Below are 2124 nucleotides of genomic sequence, written 5' to 3' on the forward strand. Positions count from 1 at the left end.
GCCGGGGACGTCCCGGTGGGTGCGGTGGTCTTCGCGGCCGACGGCACCGAGCTGGCACGCGCGGCGAACTCGCGGGAAGCGACCGGTGATCCGACCGCGCACGCCGAGATCCTCGCGTTGCGGGAAGCCGCGCGGGTGTACGGCGACGGGTGGCGGCTCGAGCGTCACGGCCAGGGTCGCTGTGGGACGTGGTGCGCGACCGTCGCCTCACCCATCGGCCCGCGGTGCGCGGTGGTGTTCTCGAGGCCGAATGCGCGGGGGTCCTCGAGGACTTCTTCCGCACCCACCGCGACCTTGCCTAGGGCTCTGACCAGCCGATTTCAACTCCGCGACGCGATCCGGTAAAGTCTTTTAGCGGTGGCGTGTCCGAGCGGCCTAAGGAGCACGCCTCGAAAGCGTGTGACGGGTAACCCCCGTCCGAGGGTTCAAATCCCTCCGCCACCGCCAAGAGTCCCCCACCTGTTTACGCAGGTGGGGGACTTTTTCGTCCCGTCAGTGCGGGAGGGAATCGGCTTCGGGCACAGATCGGGCACTGTCTCGCGCACGGGTACGCGGCAGGAGCCAGGGGCGGCACACCAGTACGAGCAGCGCGATCTCCACCGGTGCCCCGACGTAGTACATCAGTTCGGCACCCGCGCGAGCCTGTTCGACGGGCACACCGTCGGGTGGATCGGCATAGATGACCTTCGCGAGGATGTTGTGCGCTGCGATCGCCGGTACGAGCGCCCCGGCGCGCCACGGTGGTGAGACGCGGTGCGGGGCGGGATCCGGTCCACCCAGCACGGCGAAGGTGAAGAGATACCCGGCGGCCAGGACGTGCGCGTGCACCAGGACATGGAGTGCCGGTTCGGTGTGCGTCGCCGCGTACAGGCCGGTGCGGTAGAGCACCCACAGCCCGCCGATGTCAAGTACGCCGGCGACGAACGGGTTGGTCGGTACCGCGAACGGGGGCGATGCCAACGCCCGTGCCAGGCGCCGGGCCGTGGGAACGGGGAGTAGTCGCAGAGCAAGGGTGACCGGTGCCGCCAGCACGAGGAGCAGTGGACCGAGCATGCCCAGAAGGACATGCGCGGCCATGTGGGCGACGAAGTCGTCGTGGGCGCGATCAGCGATGGGACCGACGAGTGCCACGCCCACCGAGGCCCATCCGGCCACCCACGCCGACGTCCGCAGCGCCGGCCAGCAGACCTCGCGACGCCGCAGCCGGCGGACGGCGAGCAGATAGGCGGCGACCGCGCCGACAATCAGCAGGACGGTCACCCATTCGCCCGGACCGAGGAAGGCGCTGCCCGCGTGGTGGTTCATGCGTCAGGGGTGGACGTCGGAGCGGCGGGCACGTCGTGCAGTCACGACCCACAACGCGATGCCGGCGGCCAAGAGAAGGGCGGCGACGATGTTCCATACGAGGTCGTAGGGCGTCAGGTTCACGTCGTAGCGGATCTGGTGGAGACCCAGCACCTTGTGTTGGAACAGGCCGTCGTAGAGCTGGAAGAACCCGGCTCCGGTCAGCCAGCCGGCGGCGAAGGCCGAAACTCGGAAGGTGCCGTCGCGCGCCAGCCCGAAGACCAGCATCAGGGCTGCGACGGTCGCGAACCAGCTGAACGCGTGGAAGAGCCCGTCCGAGACGAGTCCCGCATCGGAGGTGGACTTGTCGTAGAAGTGGTGCCAGTGCAGCAGCTGGTGGAAGACCGCCTCGTCGAGGAACGCCACGGTACCGAGTCCGAGCAGAATCCCGGCGACGATGTTGCGGCCGTGCTGTGTAGGGCGACGTGCCTGGGAGTCCATGCGGATTCACTCGCCTTCCGTTCATGCCGTAGGAGAGTCGGTACCCACACGGGTCGTTCCGAAACGAGTCGGGATTGTCCGTACGGGTTGATTCGTTGAGCCGGCGATCCGTTACGGAACCTCGCCACCGCTAGCATCCGCAACCGGTTCCCGCATCCATCGACGCCGGTGCTCGCGCAGCTCGGTTTCGCGGCGGGCACGATAGTGCGCCAACGCCGCCGACAACAGATCACCGAGGTGATGGCGGTGGTTGACCCGAGGCTTCTGCTCGGGGTCGATGTGCGGCGGCGGGATCCATTCGGTGCGGCCCGGATACTCCGAACCTGCCGGTGCGACGCG

2 protein-coding genes, 1 tRNA gene and 2 pseudogenes are annotated in these 2124 nt (G+C 68.4%); 2 read left to right on the forward strand and 3 right to left on the reverse strand.

All coding sequences use genetic code 11. The features are described from left to right. Nucleotides 1–302: pseudogene (locus I0Q12_RS31110) on the forward strand (nucleoside deaminase); the annotation flags it as partial. A 54-nt stretch (nucleotides 303–356) separates the two neighbouring features. Beyond that, nucleotides 357–447 (forward strand) — tRNA-Ser (locus I0Q12_RS31115). Between the two features lie 45 nt (nucleotides 448–492). Here I0Q12_RS31115 and I0Q12_RS31120 read toward each other — a convergent pair. From I0Q12_RS31120 to I0Q12_RS34495, 3 genes and pseudogenes are all read right to left on the reverse strand, one after another. Then, complete coding sequence (locus I0Q12_RS31120; RefSeq protein WP_197257846.1) at nucleotides 493–1305, reverse strand: cytochrome c oxidase assembly protein; 813 nt, start codon at nucleotides 1303–1305, stop codon at nucleotides 493–495. 3 nt (nucleotides 1306–1308) lie between these two features. Further along, on the reverse strand, nucleotides 1309–1785 hold the full coding sequence (locus tag I0Q12_RS31125; protein WP_197257848.1) for a DUF2243 domain-containing protein: 477 nt from the start codon (nucleotides 1783–1785) through the stop codon (nucleotides 1309–1311). A 111-nt stretch (nucleotides 1786–1896) separates the two neighbouring features. After that, nucleotides 1897–2124, reverse strand: a pseudogene (locus tag I0Q12_RS34495) (HNH endonuclease); the annotation flags it as partial.

This window comes from Rhodococcus sp. CX, from assembly GCF_015865005.1.
GTDB lineage: Bacteria > Actinomycetota > Actinomycetes > Mycobacteriales > Mycobacteriaceae > Rhodococcus.

Coding starts and splice junctions, on each gene's coding strand:
- I0Q12_RS31120 (WP_197257846.1), bottom strand. CDS start 1,305: ATGAACCACCACGCGGGCAGCGCCTTCCTCGGTCCGGGCGAATGGGTG.
- I0Q12_RS31125 (WP_197257848.1), bottom strand. CDS start 1,785: ATGGACTCCCAGGCACGTCGCCCTACACAGCACGGCCGCAACATCGTC.